The 20,240-nt window shown below is 67.8% G+C and carries 16 protein-coding genes; 3 read left to right on the top strand and 13 right to left on the bottom strand.

Translation table 11 applies throughout. From position 1 onward, the window contains the following. Window positions 1–33: 33 nt before the first annotated feature. Window positions 34–1,159, bottom strand: a protein-coding gene (gene prfB, locus ACW11F_RS02995) for a peptide chain release factor 2 (RefSeq protein ID WP_456995429.1) whose coding sequence is annotated in 2 segments (ribosomal slippage) — window positions 34–1,086 and window positions 1,088–1,159 — 1,125 coding nt in all. Because the reading frame shifts where the segments join, the coding sequence is not laid out codon by codon here. Between the two features lie 148 nt (window positions 1,160–1,307). Here prfB and ACW11F_RS02990 point away from each other — a divergent pair. Further along, the gene (locus tag ACW11F_RS02990) at window positions 1,308–1,526 is read left to right on the top strand and encodes a DUF2945 domain-containing protein (protein ID WP_456995428.1); all 219 of its coding nucleotides are present in this window, start codon (window positions 1,308–1,310) and stop codon (window positions 1,524–1,526) included. Here the strand turns inward: ACW11F_RS02990 and ACW11F_RS02985 are convergent. Continuing rightward, entirely contained in the window at window positions 1,496–2,347 is an 852-nt protein-coding gene (locus ACW11F_RS02985; RefSeq protein WP_456995427.1) for a LytTR family DNA-binding domain-containing protein, read from the bottom strand. The two genes, ACW11F_RS02990 and ACW11F_RS02985, sit on opposite strands and share 31 nt — an antisense overlap. A gap of 175 nt (window positions 2,348–2,522) precedes the next feature. Between ACW11F_RS02985 and ACW11F_RS02980 the strand changes: the two genes are divergently transcribed. Continuing rightward, window positions 2,523–3,794, top strand: a complete 1,272-nt coding sequence (locus tag ACW11F_RS02980; protein ID WP_456995426.1) for an acyltransferase family protein — start codon at window positions 2,523–2,525, stop codon at window positions 3,792–3,794. A 37-nt stretch (window positions 3,795–3,831) separates the two neighbouring features. On the opposite strand, the gene recJ is transcribed toward ACW11F_RS02980, so the two are convergent. The 11 genes from recJ to hrcA form a co-directional block, all read right to left on the bottom strand. Beyond that, the gene (recJ, locus tag ACW11F_RS02975) at window positions 3,832–5,556 is read right to left on the bottom strand and encodes a single-stranded-DNA-specific exonuclease RecJ (protein WP_456995425.1); all 1,725 of its coding nucleotides are present in this window, start codon (window positions 5,554–5,556) and stop codon (window positions 3,832–3,834) included. Further along, complete coding sequence (locus tag ACW11F_RS02970; RefSeq protein WP_456995424.1) at window positions 5,538–6,497, bottom strand: phosphoglycerate mutase; 960 nt, start codon at window positions 6,495–6,497, stop codon at window positions 5,538–5,540. Before ACW11F_RS02970 ends, recJ begins: the two co-directional genes overlap by 19 nt. A 10-nt stretch (window positions 6,498–6,507) precedes the next feature. After that, the gene (greA, locus tag ACW11F_RS02965; protein WP_456995874.1) at window positions 6,508–6,969 is read right to left on the bottom strand and encodes a transcription elongation factor GreA; all 462 of its coding nucleotides are present in this window, start codon (window positions 6,967–6,969) and stop codon (window positions 6,508–6,510) included. An 11-nt stretch (window positions 6,970–6,980) separates the two neighbouring features. Continuing rightward, window positions 6,981–10,226, bottom strand: coding sequence for a carbamoyl-phosphate synthase large subunit (gene carB / locus ACW11F_RS02960; protein ID WP_456995423.1), 3,246 nt, complete (start codon window positions 10,224–10,226; stop codon window positions 6,981–6,983). Window positions 10,227–10,337: 111 nt separating this feature from the next. Further along, window positions 10,338–11,471: a glutamine-hydrolyzing carbamoyl-phosphate synthase small subunit gene (carA, locus tag ACW11F_RS02955; protein WP_456995422.1), complete on the bottom strand. Its 1,134-nt coding sequence runs from the start codon at window positions 11,469–11,471 to the stop codon at window positions 10,338–10,340. A 109-nt stretch (window positions 11,472–11,580) separates the two neighbouring features. Continuing rightward, entirely contained in the window at window positions 11,581–12,351 is a 771-nt protein-coding gene (gene dapB, locus ACW11F_RS02950; protein ID WP_456995421.1) for a 4-hydroxy-tetrahydrodipicolinate reductase, read from the bottom strand. 64 nt (window positions 12,352–12,415) lie between these two features. Further along, on the bottom strand, window positions 12,416–13,549 hold the full coding sequence (locus tag ACW11F_RS02945; protein ID WP_456995420.1) for a cytochrome-c peroxidase: 1,134 nt from the start codon (window positions 13,547–13,549) through the stop codon (window positions 12,416–12,418). 92 nt (window positions 13,550–13,641) lie between these two features. Next, complete coding sequence (gene dnaJ / locus ACW11F_RS02940; protein WP_456995419.1) at window positions 13,642–14,769, bottom strand: molecular chaperone DnaJ; 1,128 nt, start codon at window positions 14,767–14,769, stop codon at window positions 13,642–13,644. Window positions 14,770–14,845: 76 nt separating this feature from the next. Further along, entirely contained in the window at window positions 14,846–16,780 is a 1,935-nt protein-coding gene (gene dnaK, locus ACW11F_RS02935; protein WP_456995418.1) for a molecular chaperone DnaK, read from the bottom strand. 102 nt (window positions 16,781–16,882) lie between these two features. Continuing rightward, on the bottom strand, window positions 16,883–17,380 hold the full coding sequence (gene grpE / locus ACW11F_RS02930; RefSeq protein WP_456995417.1) for a nucleotide exchange factor GrpE: 498 nt from the start codon (window positions 17,378–17,380) through the stop codon (window positions 16,883–16,885). Between the two features lie 71 nt (window positions 17,381–17,451). Continuing rightward, window positions 17,452–18,489 carry a heat-inducible transcriptional repressor HrcA gene (gene hrcA / locus ACW11F_RS02925; RefSeq protein ID WP_456995416.1) on the bottom strand — a complete coding sequence of 346 codons (1,038 nt, stop codon included), beginning with the start codon at window positions 18,487–18,489 and terminating at the stop codon, window positions 17,452–17,454. Window positions 18,490–18,565: 76 nt separating this feature from the next. Between hrcA and recN the strand changes: the two genes are divergently transcribed. Further along, window positions 18,566–20,239 carry a DNA repair protein RecN gene (recN, locus tag ACW11F_RS02920; RefSeq protein WP_456995415.1) on the top strand — a complete coding sequence of 558 codons (1,674 nt, stop codon included), beginning with the start codon at window positions 18,566–18,568 and terminating at the stop codon, window positions 20,237–20,239. Window position 20,240: the final 1 nt, after the last annotated feature.

Here is a 20,240-nt window from a genome sequence, read left to right as displayed (position 1 = left end):
GCCGGCGCATGCGGCAGGTCGGTGGCGACAGGCTCAGGCCATGTCGCTGCGCTTGGCGCCGGCATCCAGACCGGACTTCAGACTCGCCTCGATGAACTCGTCGAGGTCGCCGTCGAGCACGTTCTGCGTGTCGCTGCGCTCCACGCCGGTGCGCAGGTCCTTGATCCGCGACTGATCCAGCACGTAGTTGCGGATCTGGTTGCCCCAGCCGATGTCGGACTTGCCGGATTCGACCGCATCGCGCTCGGCATTGCGCTTCTGCAGCTCGAACTCGTAGAGCTTGGCGGCCAGCATCTTCATCGCGGTGTCGCGGTTCTGATGCTGGCTGCGGCCGTTCTGGCAGGCCACCACGATGCCGGTCGGCATGTGCGTGATGCGCACCGCCGATTCGGTCTTGTTGACGTGCTGACCACCGGCGCCGGAGGAGCGGTACACGTCGGTCTTGAGGTCGGCCGGATTGATCACGATGTCGATGCTGTCATCGACTTCGGGCGAGACGAACACGCTGGTGAAGCTGGTGTGGCGGCGGTTGTCGGAATCGAACGGCGATTTGCGCACCAGGCGGTGCACGCCGGTTTCGGTCTTCAGCCAGCCGTAGGCATATTCGCCCTCGACGCGGAACGTGGCTGATTTGATGCCCGCGACGTCGCCGCCGGAGGCTTCCATCAGCTCCACCTTCCAGCCGCGATCCTCGGCCCAGCGCAGGTACATGCGCAACAGCATCTCGGCCCAATCCTGCGCCTCGGTACCGCCGGCACCGGCCTGGATATCGACGAAGGCGTTGTTGGCATCCATCTTGCCGGAGAACATGCGCTGGAACTCCAGCTTTTCCACGTCCTTCTGGTAGCGGTCGATGTCGGCGACCACCGCCTCGGCGGTTTCCTCGTCGTCTTCCATCTCCGCCAGCTCCAGCAACTCGCCGGCGCCGGTCAGGCCCTCGGTCAGTTCACGGATGCCGTTGACGTTGCGGTCCAGCGAGGCACGCTCGCGGCCCAGCGCCTGCGCGCGCTCGGCATCGTTCCACACATCCGGGTTTTCCAGTTCCCGTTCGACTTCTTCCAGACGCTCCTTCTTGGCGTCGTAGTCAAAGAAACCCCCGGAGCGCATCCAGACGGCCGATCAGCTCGTCGATGCGTGCTCGGACAGGATTGAGTTCCATGATCTCGGCTGCAACAGAAAAATGACCGCATATTGTAGCCCCCACCCTGCCCTGCGTCATCGCCGCAGGCATGCCTTGCCGCTGTTTGACCCTGTCATCGCGCCTGCCTTGCGATCCTGCCGGTGTTGATCCGCAACCGGGAGACAACATGGGCAAGACACACAAGTTCAAGGTCGGCGACCATGTGCGCTGGAACTCCGAAGCCGGTCATGTCAGCGGCCGCATCATCAAGGTGCATACCGCCGACTTCGACTACAAGGGCCACACCCATCACGCCAGCCCCGACAAGCCGCAGTACGAGATCAAGTCCGACAAGACCGATCATGTCGCTGCGCATTACGGCGAAGCGTTGACCCGGGTCGACTGAGCGGCGGCGGCGCGCAGCGCCTCACGATGGCTGCGGCTGCACGGCAACACGGTGCCATCGTGCATGTGCAGCCGTGCATCGCCGGCGTCGGTGGGTTCGATCGAGGCGAGAAAGCGCAGGTGCACGATCACTCCGCGATGCACGCGCATGAAGTGCGCCGGATCCAGTTGCTTCTCGATGGCGGCCATGGTGCTGCGCAACGGATACTCGCGCCCGGCGACGTGCAGGTTGACGTAATTGCCGTTCGCCCGCAGCCACTCGATGTCATCCACGGCGAGCAGAAACTCGCGATTGAGCTTGCGCACCAGGAAGCGTGTCGGGTGCCCGGATGCCGCTTCCGGCACCGCCGGCACGCCCGGATCCGGGTCGTCCAGCACGCGTGCCTCGCCCTGGCGGCGCCGCTGGAACCAGTCGAACGCATGCACCGCGGTCACGATCAGGAAGAAGTCGCGGGCATCCTTGCCGTATTCGTACAGCAGGTTGGCACCCCAGGGACCATAGTCGTAATGGCCGCCCATCGCGGCGTACGCCCATTTGCGCAGGGCCACCATCGCCATCACGTGCAACAGCGACCACAGCATGCTGGCCGGCAGGTACGCCAGCAGCCGGCGCAGCCAGTTGTCCGATTGCAACGGCCAGCGGCGCAGCGCCCGCAACAGCAGCGGCAGCAAGGCCAGCGAGGCGGCAATGCTGGTGGCCTGACCGATGACCGCGGTGCCCCAATCGAACGGCCTGCCGTTGCGCCAGGCGTCGACGGCAGCGGTCAGCACATTGCTCGATGCACCCAGCACGAACACGGCGACCCACAAGGCTGCCGCCATGATCCGCTGCCGCTGCGTGGATGGGGTCGCTGGATGCTCCATTCGGCAGAAGTTTAGGAAAACCGGTGGCGTTCGTGCGGCGATTCGTCACTGCAGGCCCGCGGCCGGTCACTTTTCCGGCGCGGATGCACACATCGGCATGGCTTCGCCCGCCGTTGCGGCGGATGCTGCAACCATGTCGATCCACAATCCTCCGCAAGACCCGCGTCGCCATGACATCGATGCATTGCGCGTCATCGCATTCGCCTTGCTGATCCTCTACCACGCCAGTGGCGTGTGGCAGCGTGATTCGGACTTCCACATCGTCAGCGGCCAGCAGTTCGGCTGGATCGAGTGGGCGCGCATCGTGCTCAACCGCTGGCGGATGCCATTGCTGTTCATGATTTCCGGCATCGCCATCGCGCTGGCGATGCAGGCGCGGCATGCCTCCGCCTGGCACTGGGCGGCACGCCGCAGCTGGCGCCTGCTGCTGCCGCTGTTGTTCGGCATGCTGGTGATCGTGCCGGTGCAGCCGTATCTGGAGGCGCTGACGCGTGGCGCGATCGAACCGGGTTACCTGCGCTTCTGGTGGCGCTACCTGCAGTTGCAGCCATGGCCGGATGATGCCTTCAGCGGCGCGCGTTACGGCATCACCTGGAATCACCTGTGGTACCTGCCGTACCTGTGGTGCTACACGATGCTGTTGCTGCTGCTGCGTCCGTTGCTGGACACCGCCCCGCTGCTGCGCCTGCGCGACGGGTTGCTGGCGCGCCCGCTGGTGCTGTGGCTGGTGCTCGGCAGCGGCTGGTTGCTGGCATGCCTGTGGTGGCTGCAGCCGCTGTTCCCGGAAACCCATGCGCTGCTCGGCGACTGGGCGGCGCACGCCATCTACTTCGCCTGTTTCCTGGCCGGCTGGCGGGTGGCCTGCGAACCCCGCTTCCGGCAAGCGCTGCGTCGCTGGCGCTGGGCGCTGCTGGCACTGGCCGTGCTGGCGATCAGCCTCGAACTGGGCTTGCGTGCCGCCGCACGCCTGCTGCCACCGGGTGAGGTGCCCGCTTGGGCGTGGCAGGTGCCGTGGACATTGATCGAACGCGCCGCCCGTGCGGTCTACACCTGTACCGCACTGCTGGCGATCTTCGGCTGGGCCAGCGTGCATCTGGATCGACCGTTCCGCTGGCTGCCATGGGCGAGCGAAGCGGTCTATCCCTGCTACATCCTGCACCAGAGCCTGCTGGTGCTGGTCGCCTGGTGGCTGATCCCGCATCAACTCGGCCCCGTGCTGGAACCGTTGCTGGTCGTGATCGCGACCTTTGCCGGCTGTCTGGCGCTGCACGCGCTGGTGATTCGGCGCTCGCGGTGGCTGCGGCCCTTGTTCGGGCTCGGCCCCCTGCCCGATGCCGCGCGATCAAGCTCGTGGTGGCAGCGCGGCGTGCGCGATGATCACTCATCGCGTGGGTTGCGCAGCTGAAACGGCGGCGATGGCAAGCAGGCTTGCCGCCCGCAGGTCAGGCCGCTTGCCGGTGCAGCACGATCAGCTGCACCGCGTCGCCGCCACGCCAGTCGTCGGGTACCAGGCGATAGGCGATGTGCAGGCGGGCGGGCGGTTCCTCGCCCTGCCAGCCGCCGAACTGGATCGCATTGAGCCTGCGGCCATGCGCCACCAGCTCCAGCTTGAGGTGGTTCTGTCCCACCGGGCGCCAGGACAGCAGCTCGAACTCGCCATCGAACACGGGCTCGGGGAAATGCTGGCCCCAGGCCGCGGCATCGCGCAGCAACAACGCGTAGCGGATGTCGAATTCGTCGGCGGCCAGCTCGCCGTCGCTGAGGATTTCCTGCTGCAGCTGGTGCGGCTGCAGCGCGGCTTCGGCACAGGCGAGGAAGGCGGCATCGAAGGCCGCGAGCCGCGCCACGGGCAGGCTGAGGCCGGCGGCCATGGCGTGGCCGCCGAAACGGGTGATGAGGCCCGGATGCAGGGCATCGACGCGGGCCAGCGCGTCGCGCACATGGAAGCCGGGGATCGAGCGCGCCGAGCCGCGCAGCTCGTCGCTGCCGGGTTCACTCGGCGCGAAGGCGATCACCGGCCGGTGCAGCCGGTCCTTGAGCCGCGAGGCAACCAGTCCGACCACGCCCGGATGCCAATGCGGCTGGTGCAGGCACAGCGCGGGACGCGATGTGGCGGTGCCAAGCTCGAGTCCGGCCACGATGCGTTCGGCATCCTCGAGCATGTCGTCCTGCAGGCCGCGCCGCTCGCGGTTGATCCCATCCAGCATCGCCGCCAGTTCACCAGCCGTCTCCGGTGCATCGCTGAGCAGGCAGGCGATGCCGAGGGTCATGTCCTCGAGCCGGCCCGCGGCATTGATGCGCGGTGCGATGGCGAACCCGATATCGGCGGTGCCGAGGGTTTCGCGGCGCCGGCCAGAGACGTCGATCAGGGCATTGATGCCGGCGCAGGCCTGGCCATTGCGGATGCGGCGCAGGCCGGCACCGACCAGCGCGCGGTTGGCGACATCCATCGGCACCATGTCGGCCACGCTGCCCACCGCGACCAGGTCAAGCAGCGTGGAAAGATCCGCAGTGGCCGCGACGGCACTGCCCTGACCGCGCAAGTGGGCGCGCAGTGCCAGCAGCAGGTAGAACACCACGCCGACACCGGCCAACGCCTTGGACGGGAACGCGCAACCGGGCTGGTTGGGATTGACGATGGCATCGGCCGGCGGCAGCTCCTCGCCGGGCAGGTGATGGTCGCTGACCACCACTTGCCAGCCGCGCTGGCGTGCCGCAGCCACGCCGCGCAGGCAGGCGATGCCATGATCGACCGTGAGCAGCAGATCGGGTGATTGCGCGGCAAGCTCCTCGACCAGTGCCGGCGACAGGCCGTAGCCGTGGCGCTGCCGGTCGGGCACCGCGAAGCCGAGGTTGCGCGCGCCGAGCATCGCGAGCCCGCGCATCGCCACGGCGCAGCCGGTGGCGCCATCGCAATCGAAATCGGCGACCACCATGATCCGTGCATCGCGCGCGATGGCATCGGCCAACAGGTGGCAGGCGGCATCGACGCCGGCGAGGTCGTCGGGCGGCGGCAAGGTGGCCAGGCGCGGCTGCGCGCTGTCGAGATCGAGTGCGCCGCGTGCGGCGAAAATGCGGCGCAGCAGCGGCGGCAGCGACGCCGGCCACTCGCCTTCGGTTTCGACCTGACGACGAACGATGCGCGGCGTCATTCCGGCCACGGCCATGGCAGCGGCGCCCGCCAGAAGCGCCAGCGCTGGCCACGGCGAAGTTCGAGCACATGGCCATCGGCGAAATCGAGGGTGAGTGCATCCAGCACGCCGCGATCGAGCGCCTGCAGCGCCGGTTGCAGCCAGGCCTGCTGCAACTGGCGCAAATCGCGGATGGCGGCAAGATCGATCAACTGCCGGCCGGAACCAACCGTGTAGGCATCCGCAAGCGCCGTCACCGGCGTGCCCGCGGCCGCCGCCAGTGCAGCCAGGCTGGGGTCGTTGCCGGACACGGCATCGAATACCGCATGTGCTGTCTGCACTTCATCGTGCGGCAACCGGCCCGCGCCCCAGAACCACAGTGCATTGACCGGTGGCAAGCCGCGTGCCGTGCGTCGCCGGTTGAGTGGATGCGCATGCAGCAGCATCTGCGCCTCGCCGGCCAGCGTGCGCCACTGGCGCGCGGCATCGCCGGTATCGGTGTGATCGAACACGTCGGCACCGAGGGCATCGGCAGGATCGCTGAACTGCGGCAATGCGGCATCGCCCGGCAGGCGTAGCCAGGCCCGCGCAGGGTGCGGCCAGTCGAACTGCATGCCGGCCTGGGCGAACATTTCCGCCAGCATCGGCGCCAGTTCTTCCACTTCGGCGGCGTCCAGGCCCAGCCCCTCGCCCACCGTCATCAGGCGCACGCCGTTGATGTCGGCCAGCATCCACGCCGGGTCGGCACGCAGCCACGGCGCATCACCGGCATCGCCATGCTCGCCCTGACGCGACAGCGCGGCCAGCGGCCACTGCGTATCGGCCAGCTTGAACCGGCGACGCAACTGCGCGCGGCGTCCCGGCTCGACCACCGCCGGCAGCGCCTGCCCCAGCCGGCGTGCAACCGCGGGCAGCAGGCGTTGTGCGCCGAAGCTGGCCGACGCGGGCAGCAGCACGGTGGCGCGGGACGCGTTCAAGACTAGGCGATCAGACGTAGCGCACGCCGACGATCTCGAACTCGCGCGTGCCGCCCGGCGCTTCGAGCGTCACTTCGTCGCCCTCGTGCTTGCCGATCAGGGCGCGCGCCATCGGCGACGAGATGGCGATGCGGCGCTGCTTGATGTCCGCTTCCAGGTCACCCACGATCTGGTAGTGGCTGACCTCATCGGTATCGAGGTCGATCAACTCCACGGTGGCACCGAACACCACCTTGTCGCCGGCGGCGAGCCGGCTGACGTCGATGATCTGTGCATGCGAGAGTTCGCCCTCGAGCTGCCGGATGCGGCCCTCGATGAAGCCCTGCTGCTCGCGCGCGGCATGGTACTCGGCGTTCTCCTTGAGATCGCCGTGGCTGCGCGCCTCGGCGATGGCCGCGATCACCGCGGGGCGCTGGACCGATTTCAATTCTTCCAGTTCGGCGCGCAGGCGCGCGGCGCCGGCGGCGGTCATGGGGGGATGGCTCATGCCTGGTGCAGCTCCTTGTGCAATTCCTGCAGGGACCAGACTGGGCCGCTGTCGCGGAAATCCAGCGAATGCAGCAGCGCCTTGGCCCCGGCGATGGTGGTCGAATAGGTGATGCGTTGTTGCAGGGCTTCGCGGCGGATCGAGAACGAATCACTGATCGCCTGCTTGCCCTCGGTGGTGTTGACGATATAGGTGATCTCGCCGTTCTTGATCAGGTCGACGACATGCGGGCGGCCCTCGATCACCTTGTTGATGACCGCACACTCGATGCCGTTTTCCTGCAGCCATTTGGCGGTGCCGCGGGTGGCGACCAGCTCGAAGCCGCGCCGCAGGAGTTCCTGCGCCACCGGCTTCAGTCGTTGCTTGTCCGGATCGCGCACCGAAACGAAGGCACGGCCGGGCTTGGGCGCGCGGATGTTGGCCGCTTCCTCGGCGCGTGCGAAGGCGGCACCGAAGCTGCGCCCCACGCCCATCACTTCACCGGTGGAACGCATTTCCGGCCCCAGGATCGGGTCCACGCCCTGGAACTTGGCGAACGGGAACACCGCCTCCTTCACCGAGTAATAGTCGGGCACGATTTCCTCGCTGGCGCCCTGCTCGGCCAGCGTGCGCCCGGCCATGCAGCGCGCGGCGATCTTGGCCAGCGGGCGGCCGATCGCCTTGGACACGAACGGCACCGTGCGCGAGGCGCGCGGGTTGACCTCCAGCAGGTAGACCACGTGGCCGCCGTCATCGTCCATCTGGATCGCGAACTGGGTGTTCATCAGGCCCACCACCTTGAGTGCACGGGCCAGTGCCACCACCTGCTCGCGCAGCGCCTGCTGCACCTTGGGCGAGAGCGAATACGGTGGCAGCGAGCAGGAGGAATCACCCGAGTGCACGCCGGCTTCCTCGATGTGCTCCATCACCCCACCGATCAGCACCTCGCCCTCGCGGTCGGCAATCACGTCGATGTCCACTTCGACCGCATTGTCGAGGAAGCGATCGAGCAGCACCGGCGAATCGTTGCTCACCTTGACCGCCTCGCGCATGTAGCGCTCCAGGTCGGCATCGGCGTGCACCACTTCCATCGCGCGCCCGCCGAGCACGTAGCTCGGGCGCACCACCAACGGGTAGCCGATCTCGCGCGCCAGCACCAAGGCTTCCTCGGCACTGCGCGCGGTGCGGTTCGGCGGCTGCTTGAGGCCAAGCTCGTCGACCAGCTTCTGGAAGCGCTCGCGATCCTCGGCGAGGTCGATCGAATCGGGTGAGGTGCCGATGATCGGCGCACCGGCGGCCTCCAGCGCGCGGGCGAGCTTGAGCGGCGTCTGCCCGCCGTACTGCACGATCACGCCACGCGGCTTCTCCAGCTCGATGATTTCGAGCACGTCCTCCAGCGTCAGCGGCTCGAAATACAGGCGGTCGGAGGTGTCGTAGTCGGTGCTTACCGTTTCCGGGTTGCAGTTGACCATGATGGTTTCATAGCCATCCTCGCGCAGCGCCAGTGCCGCGTGCACGCAGCAGTAGTCGAACTCGATGCCCTGGCCGATGCGATTGGGGCCGCCACCGAGCACGATGATCTTTTCGCGCTCGCTCGGGGCGGCCTCGCACTCGTCCTCGTAGGTCGAATACAGATAGGCGGTGGTGGTGGCGAATTCGGCGGCGCACGAGTCCACCCGCTTGTACACCGGGCGGATGCCGAAACCGCGGCGCAGGGCGCGGATCGCCGCCTCGTTGGTGCCGACCAGCTCGGCGATGCGCGCGTCGGAAAAACCCATGCGCTTGTAGCCGCGCAGGCTGTCGGCATCCAGCGCGGCCAGCCCGCCTGCGGCGATGCGTGTCTCGGCATCGATCAATTCCTCGATCTGGTCGAGGAACCAGTGATCCACGCGCGAGAGCGCATGCACCTCGTCCACGTCAAGCCCGGCGCGGAAGGCATCGGCCAGATGGAACACGCGCTCGGGGCCGGGCTCCTTGACCTCGCGCTTGAGGCGCGCCAGATCATGCTCGTCGTTCCAGTCCAGCCCGGTCGGATCCAGTCCCGCCTTGCCGATTTCCAGCCCGCGCAGCGCCTTCTGCAGCGATTCCTGGAAGGTGCGGCCGATCGCCATCACCTCGCCCACCGACTTCATCTGCGTGGTCAGGCGCGAATCCGCGGCGGGGAACTTCTCGAACGCGAAACGCGGGATCTTGGTCACCACGTAGTCGATCGCCGGCTCGAAGCTGGCCGGGGTCAGCCCGCCGGTGATGTCGTTCTTCAATTCGTCGAGGGTGTAGCCGACCGCCAGCTTGGCGGCGATCTTGGCGATCGGGAAGCCGGTCGCCTTGGACGCCAGCGCCGAGGAACGCGATACCCGCGGATTCATTTCGATCACCACCACGCGCCCGGTTTCGGCATTGATGCCGAACTGCACGTTGGAGCCGCCGGTATCCACGCCGATCTTGCGCAGCACCGCAATCGAGGCATTGCGCAGGCGCTGGTATTCCTTGTCGGTCAGGGTCTGCGCCGGCGCCACGGTGATCGAGTCGCCGGTGTGCACGCCCATCGGGTCGAGGTTCTCGATCGAGCACACGATGATGCAGTTGTCCGCACAGTCGCGCACCACCTCCATCTCGAACTCCTTCCAGCCGAGCACCGATTCCTCGACCAGGATCTCGCCGACCGGCGAGAGTTCGAGCCCGCGCTTGGCGATCTCCTCGAACTCCTCGCGGTTGTAGGCGATGCCGCCACCGCTGCCGCCGAGGGTGAAGCTGGGCCGGATGATGGTGGGATAGCCGACCTTGGCCTGGATTTCCAGCGCCTGCTCGAAGCTGCGCGCGACTTCGGCCTTGGGGCATTCAAGACCGATTTCCTCCATCGCCACGCGGAACAGTTCGCGGTCCTCGGCCATGCGGATCGCATCGCGGCTGGCGCCGATCAGCTCCACCCCGTATTGCTCGAGCACGCCGTGGTCGGCCAGGTCCAGCGCGCAGTTGAGCGCGGTCTGCCCGCCCATGGTCGGCAGCAGCGCATCGGGCTTTTCCTTGGCGATGATCTTTTCCACCGACTTCCAGTTGATCGGCTCGATGTAGACCGCGTCGGCCATGTCCGGGTCGGTCATGATCGTGGCCGGGTTGGAATTGACCAGCACCACGCGGTAGCCCTCTTCGCGCAGGGCCTTGCAGGCCTGCGCGCCGGAGTAGTCGAACTCGCAGGCTTGGCCGATGACGATCGGACCGGCGCCGATGATGAGGATGGTCTGGATGTCGGTGCGTTTGGGCATGGACTTGGGTGCCAGGAAGCAGGGCCGCGAAGGCCGTGGAGGAGAAGGGTCAGGGTTGCACGTGCCGACTGCGGCGGACTTGCCGGCAACCGGATGCGGGGGCGGTCGTGCTCATGCCCGCGCTTCGCCGGCCATCATGGTGATGAAACGCTCGAACAGCGCACCGACGTCATGCGGGCCGGGCGAGGCTTCCGGGTGGCCCTGGAAGCCGTAGGCCGGTGCATCCTGCAGTGCCAGGCCCTGGTTGCTGCCATCGAACAGCGAGCGGTGGGTGGCGCGTGCATTGGCCGGCAGGCTGGCCTCGTCGAGGCAGAAGCCGTGATTCTGCGAGGTGATCATCACCCGTCCGGTTTCCAGATCCTGCACCGGGTGGTTGGCACCATGGTGGCCGTGCGCCATCTTCATCGTGCGTGCGCCGACTGCAAGGCCGAGCAGCTGGTGTCCGAGGCAGATGCCGAACAGCGGCATGCGCGCGGCAAGCAGTTCACGAATCGCGGCGACCGCGTAGTCGCAGGGTTCCGGGTCACCCGGGCCATTGGACAGGAACACGCCATCGGGCCGCATCGCCAGCACCTCGCTGGCCGGGGTGCGTGCCGGCACCACGGTCACTTCGCAGCCGTGATCCACCAACAGGCGCAGGATGTTGGCCTTGATGCCGAAGTCGTAGGCAACCACCTTGAAGCGTGTTCCGGGGCGCTGGAAGGCATCACGATCCAGGTCCAGCGAGCCCTCGTTCCACACGTAGGACGCCTCGGTGCTGACCACTTGCGCCAGATCCATGCCCTTGAGGCCGGGGAACTTGCGTGCGGCTTCGATCGCGGCATCGGCATCGATGCCCTCGCCGGCCATCAGCGCCGCGCCCATCGCGCCGCGCTCGCGCAGCAGGCGGGTCAGCTTGCGCGTGTCGATGCCGGCCACGCCGCAAATGCCGCGTTCGCGCATCCATTCGGGCAGCGACTGGCGGCTGCGCCAATTGCTCGGGCGACGGGGCACGTCGCGCACCACCAAGCCTGCGGCCCAGACCTTGGCGGCCTCGTCGTCCTGCGGGCTCATGCCGGTATTGCCGATGTGCGGATAGGTCAGGGTGACGATTTGCCGCGCATAGGATGGATCGGTCAGCACTTCCTGATAGCCGGTCATGGCGGTGTTGAATACCGCCTCGCCGACGGAAAGTCCGGGCGCGCCAAAGGAAACGCCCGTGAAGACGGTACCGTCTTCGAGCGCGAGGATTGCAGGTTCGGTCACGGGCTTCGCCTATCTGGGGCCACGCCGGGCGTGGCGGAAAACGGGTTGCAGGAAATCGCCGGATTGCGCGGAGGCAACCGGAGAAAAGGGGGTCAGGCGAACCGGAATTCTAGCGGGCTTCGTGCGTCGACGCCAGTGCGGATTGCGTGCCGAGCAGATCGCGCATGGCATAAGATCCGGGTGATTTCCTCGCCAGCCAGGCTGCGGCCTGCAGCGCGCCATGCGCGAACACGTCACGGTTGCCGGCGCGATGCACCAGCTCCAGGCGCTCGCCGGGGCCACTGAACTGAACGCAGTGCTCGCCGACGATGTCGCCCGCGCGCAATGACGCGATGCGTGCCTGCGCCCCGCCCTGCGCAGCGGCTTCGGCGAGGGTCAGTGCGGTGCCGGAAGGCGCATCACGTTTGCCACGGTGGTGCATTTCGACGATGTCGCAGTCCCAGTGCGGCAGGGCCTGCGCGGCGCGGCCGACCAGTTCGTGCAGCAAGGCCACGCCGAGGCTGAAATTGCTCGCCCACAGCAGGGCGATATCGCCGCTCGCGGCCTGCATCGCCTGTTGCTGCGCCGGCGACAGGCCGGTGGTGCCGGACACCAGCGCGGCGCCGCGCTCGCGGCACAGGGCAAGCACTGCATCGAACGCTTCCGGCAGGCTGAAGTCGATCGCGACGTCGAACGCCGGCGCGGCATGCATCTCGCTGGCGGCGAGGAAGGCCACGCCATCGACCACCCGCTGCCCGGGCTTGCGCCGCGAAATCGCCGCCACCACCACGCAGTCGTCGCGCTCGCCACACAGGCGCAGCACGGCACGCCCCATGCGGCCATTCGCACCATGGATCAGCAGGCGGACCGGCGAGCCGGCCCCGGTATTCGCAGCAGCCATCGGCTCGGCCCTCGCAGGGCTACGTAATGCGGGCCGCCATCATAGCGACCCGCATCCACCCGCATCAGTAGCCCGGAGGCGGCGGCGTGGCGTCGCTGCGCTGCGGCAGTTGCGGGTACTCCACCTGCGGCATGCGCCCGGTCAGGCTGAGCAGGAATTCGTGGATCTTGTCCACTTCGTCCTCGCTCAGCGTCGCGCCGAGTTGCGAGTCGCCCATGATCCTGACCGCATCGCGCAGACTCCATACCGCGCCGGAGTGGAAATACGGCGCGGTCAGCGCGATGTTGCGCAACGGTGCGGCGCGGAACACGTATTCGTCGGTCTTGGACTCGGTCACCCCGAAGCGGCCCAGATCGCCCTCGGGGCGCACTGCACCATCGGGCTTGTTGAACACCCCGAACGGGTAATACGCCTGGCCGCCGAAATTGACCCCGGCATGGCAGGCACTGCAGCCCTTGTCCATGAACAGGCGCAAGCCTTCCTGCTGCCCGGCGCTGAGCGCATCGGCCTTGCCGGCGAGGAACTCATCGAACGGCGCGCCCGGCGTGACCAGGGTGGCCTCGAAGGCTTCGATCGCGGCGGCCATGTTCTCGAAGGTGATCGCATCGCCATCGCCGGGGAATGCGGCCTTGAAGGCGTCCACGTAGCCCGGCATGCTCCTCAGCGTCGCCACCACCTCGTCCGGCTTGGCGTTCATCTCCACCGCCGCCTGCACCGGGCCCATCGCCTGCTCCTTGAGATCGACCGCACGGCCATCCCAGAACTGGGCGACGTTGAATACCGCGTTGTAGACCGTGGGCGCGTTGCGCGGGCCCTTGGCAAAGCCGTGGCCGATCGAGGTCGGCACGCCGTCGATGCCGCCCATGCCGAGGTTGTGGCAGGAGTTGCAGCTGATCACGCCGCTGGAGGACAGACGGCCATCGAAATACAGCATCTTGCCGAGCGCGATCTTTTCATCGCTCAGCGGGTTGCCCGGCAGTTCGGGTGCGCTGTCGGGCACCGCCTTGAACAGGGCGCGGGCGCGCATCAACAGCTCGGATTCGGGTCCATCGGCTTCGGCAGCGGTTGCGGGTGACGACGCCGGTGCCTGTGCAGGCGCGGGGGCAGCCTCCTGTCCGGAGGGACTGCGCTCGCAACCGAGTGCGGCCATGGCCAGGGCGGAGGCCAGCAGGGCGGGACGCAGGATACGGGGGGACATCGGGCGCTCCTCGTGCGACGGGGATGTCGCCACCATAGCGCGCCCATGTCACGGCCATGTTGATCGCGCTCAGTTCAGGCGCGATCGCCGCTTCAGCCGGTCAGGCGATCCCAGAACCCCCTGACCCCGTCGATGAAGGTGCTGTGCCGCGGCGAATGCCGACGCGCGCCTTCGCCGACGAAGGTGGCCTCGAATTTCTCCAGCAACTCGCGCTGCTCGCTGGTCAGGTTGACCGGCGTTTCCACGATCGCGGTGCAATACAGGTCGCCTTCGTGGCGACTGCGCACCGACTTCACGCCCTTGCCGCGCAGGCGGAACACCTTGCCGCTCTGGGTTTCGGCGGGAATGCGGATTTCCGCCTCGCCGTTGAGCGTCGGCACGCGCACGCTGTCGCCGAGCGCAGCCTGGGAAATGCGGATCGGCACTTCGCAGTGCAGGTCATCGCCCTCGCGGGTGAAGATCGCGTGCGGGCGCACCCGCACCTCGACATAGAGATCGCCCGGCGCGCTGCCCGGCGGGCCCGCCTCGCCCTCCCCGGCCAGACGGATGCGATCGCCAGTGTCGACCCCGGCCGGAATCTCGACTTCCAGCTTCTTTTCCTCCTGCACCCGGCCATTGCCGTGGCACGTCTTGCACGGGGTGGCGATGACCTGGCCGCGCCCCATGCATTGCGGACAGGTCTGCTGCATGCGGAACGGGCCGCGCTGCATCACCACCTGGCCGTGGCCGGCGCACTGGCCGCAGGTCTCCAGCCGCCCGTCCTCCGAGCCCGAGCCGTCACAGCTGCCGCATTCGGCCAGCGTCGGCAGCTCGATGGTCTTGCTGGCCCCGGCCACCGCTTCCTCGAGGTCGAGATCGAGCCGATAACCGACATCGGCGCCACGGCGTGGCCGCTGCGCACCCATGCCGGCACCGAAGATGTTGCCGAAGATGTCACCGAAGATGTCGCCGACATCATGGAAACCCGGCCCGGCGCCGCCACCCATGCCGTGCTCGAAAGCGGCATGGCCGTGCTGGTCGTAGGCGCGGCGCTTGCCGGCATCGGACAGCACTTCATAGGCTTCCTTGCATTCCTTGAACGCGGCCTCGGCTTCGGCCACGTTGTCCGGGTTGCGGTCCGGGTGATGGCGCGCGGCGGCACGCCGGTAGGCCACCTTCAGTTCGGCTTCGCTGGCGCTGCGCGACACGCCCAGCACTTCGTAGTAATCGCGCTTGCTCATGGCTGCTGCATGTTCCGCTGTGGCTTACGCAAACGGGCAGACCTCGCGGCCTGCCCGTCGCGCGGCACGGCCTGGATCAGGCCTTCTTCTCGTCGTCGTCCTTGACCTCGGTGAACTCGGCATCGACCACGTCGTCGCTGCCGCCCGAAGGCTGCTGCGGGCCGCCCTCGCCACCGGCATCGCCGCCGGCGGACTGTGCGGCGACCGCGGCGAACAGTGCCTGCGCGGCTTCTTCCAGCGCCTTGGACTTGGCTTCGATCTGCGCCTTGTCATCGGCCTTGACCGCACCTTCCAGGTCGGCGATGGCGGTTTCGGCGCGGCCGATCACGTCGCCCGGCACCTTGTCGCCGTTGTCCTTGATCGCGCTGCGCGTGGTGTGGATCAGCGCATCGGCCTGGTTGCGTGCGGCGACCAGCTCCTGGAACTTGCGGTCATCCTCGCGGTGCGCCTCGGCATCCTGCACCATGCGCTGGATTTCCTCGTCGGACAGGCCCGAGCCGGCCTTGATCTCGACCTTCTGCTCCTTGCCGGTCTTCTTGTCCTTGGCGGTGACATGCACGATGCCGTTGGCGTCGATGTCGAAGCTGACCTCGATCTGCGGCACGCCACGCGGCGCGGGCTCGATCCCGGTCAGGTCGAAGCGCGCCAGCGACTTGTTGAACTGCGCCTGCTCGCGCTCGCCCTGCAGCACGTGCACGGTGACCGCGCTCTGGTTGTCGTCGGCGGTGGAGAAGGTCTGCGAGGCCTTGGTCGGGATGGTGGTGTTCTTCTCGATGATCTTGGTGAACACGCCGCCCAGGGTTTCGATGCCGAGCGAGAGCGGGGTCACGTCCAGCAGCAGCACGTCCTTGACGTCGCCGGCGAGCACGCCGCCCTGGATCGCGGCGCCGATGGCGACCGCTTCGTCCGGGTTGACGTCCTTGCGCGGTTCCTTGCCGAAGAACTCCGACACCGCCTGCTGCACGCGCGGCATGCGCGTCTGGCCACCGACCAGGATGATCTCGCCGATGTCGCTGGCCTTGAGGCCGGCGTCGTTCAGCGCCACCTTGCACGGCTCGATGGTCTTCTTCACCAGGTCATCCACCAGCGCCTCGAGCTTGGCCCGGGTCAGCTTGATGTTGAGGTGCTTGGGGCCGCTGGCATCGGCGGTGACGTACGGCAGGTTGACGTCGGTCTGCTGCGCGCTGGACAGCTCGATCTTGGCGCGCTCGGCGGCATCCTTCAGCCGCTGCAGCGCCAGCGGATCCTTGCGCAGGTCCACGCCGTCGGACTTCTGGAACTCGTCGACCAGATAGTCGATCACGCGCTTGTCGAAGTCCTCGCCACCGAGGAAGGTGTCGCCGTTGGTGGCCAGCACTTCGAACTGCTTTTCGCCATCGACGTCGGCGATCTCGATGATCGACACGTCGAAGGTGCCGCCGCCGAGGTCGTACACCGCGATCTTGCGATCACCGCCGTCCTTGTCCAGGCCATAGGCCAGCGCGGCCGCGGTCGGCTCGTTGATGATGCGCTTGACGTCGAGGCCGGCGATGCGGCCGGCGTCCTTGGTCGCCTGGCGCTGCGAATCGTTGAAGTAGGCCGGCACGGTGATCACCGCCTCGGTGACCTTCTCGCCGAGGAAGTCCTCGGCGGTCTTCTTCATCTTCTCCAACACCTTGGCGCTGACTTCCTGCGGCGCCAGCTTGCGCCCCTCGCTGGTTTCCACCCAGGCATCGCCATTGTCATGGCCGATGATCGCGTAGGGCACCAGTTCGAGGTCCTTCTTCACTTCCGCATCGGTGAACTTGCGCCCGATCAGGCGCTTGACCGCGAAGAAGGTGTTCTTGGGATTGGTCACCGCCTGGCGCTTGGCCGGCGCGCCGACCAGCACCTCGCCGTCGCGGGTCCAGGCGACGACCGAAGGCGTGGTGCGGTCGCCTTCGGCGTTTTCGATGACGCGGGCCTTGCCGCCGTCCATCACCGCGACGCAGGAGTTGGTGGTACCGAGGTCGATGCCGATGATCTTGGCCATGAGTGGATTGCCTCTTTGGGTAATGTGGCGGCGTTGCCGCGATGAGTGCTATCTGGGGTTTGCTGGCGACGTTTCAAGGGCCGCCGGACTGCGCGGGTGCGGTCAGGGGGCGACCATCACCATCGCCGGGCGCAACAGGCGCTCGTTGAGCGCGTAGCCCTTCTGGAACAGCTGCGCGACCGCGCCCGAAGGCACGCCTTCGACCGCCATCTGGCTGACCGCGTTGTGCTTTTCCGGGTCGAACGCCGCACCCGGCTCGGGCGCGATTTCGGCCAGGCCATGCTTGCCGGTCACCGCGTGCAGTTGCTTGAGGGTCAGTTCCAGGCCGGCGCGCAGCGGGTCGTCCGCGGCGGCACTGGCAAGGCCGGCTTCGAGCGCGTCGAACACCGGGATCATGTCGGCGAGCAGGCGTTCGTTGGCGAAGCGCCGCGCCTGCTCGATTTCACGCTCCAGGCGCTTGCGCCGGTTCTCCAGATCCGCGCGATCAAGCAGCGATTGCGCCTGCAGCTGTTCCAGTTCGGCCTTGAGCAGCTCGATCTGCTCGGCCTGCGGATCCTGTGGCGCTTCGGCCTGCGGGTCGAATTCGGGTTCGGTGGTCATCGGGACGTCCATGAAGGGGCGATCAACCCGGACGTGAGGTCGCCGGGTTGCGCTTTCAAGGCATGCCCGGCTCAGCGCCCGCCGATCGCCTCGCCGAGCACGTCGGCGGTGGCCTGCACCACCGGAATCACCCGCTCGTAGGCCATCCGCGTCGGCCCGATCACGCCGAGCACGCCGAGCACCTCGCCGTCGCGGCCATACGGCGCGGCGACCAGTGCGGTCTGCTCCAGCGGCGCCAACCCGGTTTCCTCGCCGATGAAAATGCGCACGCCGGGTGCATGCAGGGTGCGTTCGAGCAGCTGCAGGATGTCGCGCTTGCGGGCGAACGCCTCGAACAGCTCGCGCAGACGGTCGACATCGCTGATCGCCTGCGCGCCCATCAGGCGGGTCTGTCCGGCCAGCAGCAAGTCCTCCTCCTCGCCGTCGGGCGCCAGCAGCGCCTGTTCGGCCAGCGCCACCGCCTGTGTCAACAGCGTCTGCATGCGGTCGCGCGCGGATTTCAGTTCGGCCAGCAGCTGCCGGTGGATGTGCTGCAGCGGCTGCCCGGCGAAATGCGCATTGAGGTAGTTGGCCACCTCCTCCAGCGTGGCCGGCGCATAGGCCTGGCCCAGCTCCAGCACGCGGTTCTGCACGCTGCCGTCATGCAGCACCAGGATCGCCAGCACGCGATGCTCGTCGAGGGTGACGAAATCGATGTAACGGAACGCAAGCGAGGTGGTGCGTGGCGCGGCCACCACACCGACGAAACGGCTCATCGCCGAGAGCAGCTGCGATGCGCTGCCGAGCAGCTGGCGGGTGTCGCCGGGCGCGGCCAGCTCGCTGCGCAGGCGCTCGAGCTCGGCCGCCTGCAGCGGATGGCATTGCAGCAGGCTGTCGACGAACACGCGATAGCCGCGGGTGGTCGGCACGCGGCCGGCGGACGTATGCGGCGAGGCGAGCAGCCCCTGCTCTTCCAGATCGGCGAGGATGTTGCGGATGGTTGCCGGGCTGACCTGCAGCCCGGCGTGCTTGGCCAGGGTCTGCGAACCGACCGGCGCGCCATCGGCGATGTGGCGCGAAATCAGGGTGCGCAGCAGCTGGCGGGCGCGCGGGTCGAGACTCTCGTTCATGACGTCTATATGGGACCATTCGCCGTCGCGTGCAAGCGTCGCGGGGATTGCGACGGACGCTGTTTAGAATCTCACCATGCTGACCCGCCTGACAATCGCCGATTTCGCCGTGGTGCGCGCCGCGGAACTGCAGTTCGACGCCGGCATGACGGTGATTTCCGGCGAAACCGGGGCCGGCAAGTCGTTGCTGGTCGATGCGCTGGGCTTCCTCTGCGGCCAGCGCGCCGATGCCGGCATGGTGCGCCACGGCGCCGAGCGTGCCGAACTGGTGGCCGAATTCGACTTGCGCGATGCGCCCACCGCCACCGCCTGGCTGCGCGACGCGGAAATGGACGAGGACGGCGAATGCCGGCTGCGCCGCGTGCTGCGCGCCGACGGTGGTTCGCGGGCATGGATCAATGGCCGCGCCGCCAGTGCCTCGCAACTGGCCGAACTGGGTGCACGGCTGGTGGAAATCCACGGCCAGCATGCGCAGCAGGCGCTGCTGACGCGGCCCGCGCAGCTGGCACTGGTGGATGCCCATGGCGGCCACGGTGCACTGCTGGAAGAAGTCGCCGGCCTCGCCGCACGCTGGCGCGAGCGGCGCCGGCAGCGCGAGGAGTGCGCGGCGCAGGGCGATCCCGCGCAGCGCCTCGAATTCCTGCGTCACGCGCTGGACGAACTGCAGGCCGAGGCCCTCGATGCCGCCAGCCTGGAGGCGCTGGACGCCGACCATCGGCGTCATGCGCATGGCGCGGAACTGGCGGCGGCCAACAGCGCGGCGCTGGCGTTGCTCGACGAAGCGGATGAAGCCAATGCCATCGGCCTGCTGCATCGTGCGCGGGAGACGCTGGCCGAAGTGTCCGCGCACGAACCGCGTCTGGCTGAAATCGAACAGATGCTGGAATCGGCCGCGATCGCGCTGGATGAGGGCGTCGCCGCGCTGGGCCGCCTTGGCGACGCACTCGACCTTGACCCCGCCCGCTTCGAGGAGCTCGACCAGCGCCTGCAACGCCTGCATGCGCTGGCGCGCAAGCATCGGGTCGGCATCGGTGAACTGGAGGCGGTGCGCGAGCGCATCAGCGAGGAGCTGGCCACGCTCGACGACGCGCAGGGCCGCATCGAGCGCCTCGATCGCGAGATCGCCACGCTTGCCGCCGATTGGGACAAGGCCGCCGCCCGGCTGCGCAAAGCACGCCAGCAGGCGGCGCTGGCATTGGCGGCGGACACGCTGGCCTCGATACGCGAGCTGGGCATGGGCGAAGCCGAATTCGTCATCGAACTCGAGCCCCTGCCCGATCCCGAGCCGAACGCGCTGGGCAGCGAGCGCGCCGAATTCCTGATCGCCGCCAACCCCGGGCAGCCGCCGCGCCCGTTGCGCAAGGTCGCCTCGGGCGGCGAGCTTTCGCGCATCTCGCTGGCGATCGAAGTCGCCGCGCTGGGCGTGGACACGGTGCCGACGATGGTGTTCGACGAGGTGGATTCGGGCATCAGCGGCAGCGTCGCCGACGTGGTCGGTCGCAAGCTGCGCGCCTTGGGCGCGCGCTGCCAGGTGATGTGCGTCACCCACCTGCCGCAGGTCGCGGCGCAGGGGCATGCCCATTGGCGCGTGAGCAAGGCGAGCAGCGAAGGCGTGACCATGAGCCAGGTCGAACGGCTGGATGCCACAGGTCGCGTCGAGGACATCGCCCGCCTGCTCGGCGGTGCACGGGTGGATGATGCCGCGCGGGCCGCCGCGCGCAGCCTGCTCGATGCGGTGGAAGTGGACTGAG

The sequence above is a fragment of the Luteimonas sp. e5 genome (genome assembly GCF_054031035.1).
Note: the sequence above shows the minus strand (reverse complement) of the source record. Positions and strands in the feature narration are given on the sequence as shown.